Genomic DNA, 475 nt, shown 5'->3' on the forward strand with positions numbered 1-475 from the left:
TTTAAAAAGGAGGATGTGGGATTCGAACCCACGCACGCTTTTACACGCCTGACGGTTTTCAAGACCGTTCCCTTCAGCCGGACTTGGGTAATCCTCCAAAATAACAATGGACCTTGTAGGACTTGAACCTACGACCACTCGGTTATGAGCCGAGAGCTCTAACCAGCTGAGCTAAAGGTCCAACAAGATCAACAATATAGCGGCGAAGGGGATCGAACCCCCGACCTCCCGGGTATGAACCGGACGCTCTAGCCAGCTGAGCTACACCGCCATAATATCGGGAAGACAGGATTCGAACCTGCGACACCTTGGTCCCAAACCAAGTACTCTACCAAGCTGAGCTACTTCCCGATCTAAAGCTTACGCTTTATGCACCCTAGAGGAGTCGAACCTCTAACCGCCTGATTCGTAGTCAGGTACTCTATCCAGTTGAGCTAAGGGTGCTCGTTCCTATTCAATTATTACATAGCCTTGC

At 50.3% G+C, this 475-nt stretch carries 5 tRNA genes; all 5 read right to left on the minus strand.

Annotated elements, in window-relative coordinates:
* Positions 1 to 7: 7 nt before the first annotated feature.
* Positions 8 to 97, minus strand: a tRNA-Ser gene (locus tag SPADD19_RS10945).
* A gap of 10 nt (positions 98 to 107) precedes the next feature.
* A tRNA-Ile gene (locus tag SPADD19_RS10950) sits at positions 108 to 181 on the minus strand.
* A 16-nt stretch (positions 182 to 197) separates the two neighbouring features.
* Positions 198 to 271, minus strand: a tRNA-Met gene (locus SPADD19_RS10955).
* Between the two features lie 6 nt (positions 272 to 277).
* Positions 278 to 351 (minus strand) — tRNA-Pro (locus SPADD19_RS10960).
* Between the two features lie 19 nt (positions 352 to 370).
* Positions 371 to 444 (minus strand) — tRNA-Arg (locus SPADD19_RS10965).
* Positions 445 to 475 lie beyond the last annotated feature (31 nt).

The organism is Streptococcus parasanguinis, from assembly GCF_001578955.1.
Taxonomy (GTDB): Bacteria; Bacillota; Bacilli; order Lactobacillales; family Streptococcaceae; genus Streptococcus; species Streptococcus parasanguinis_U.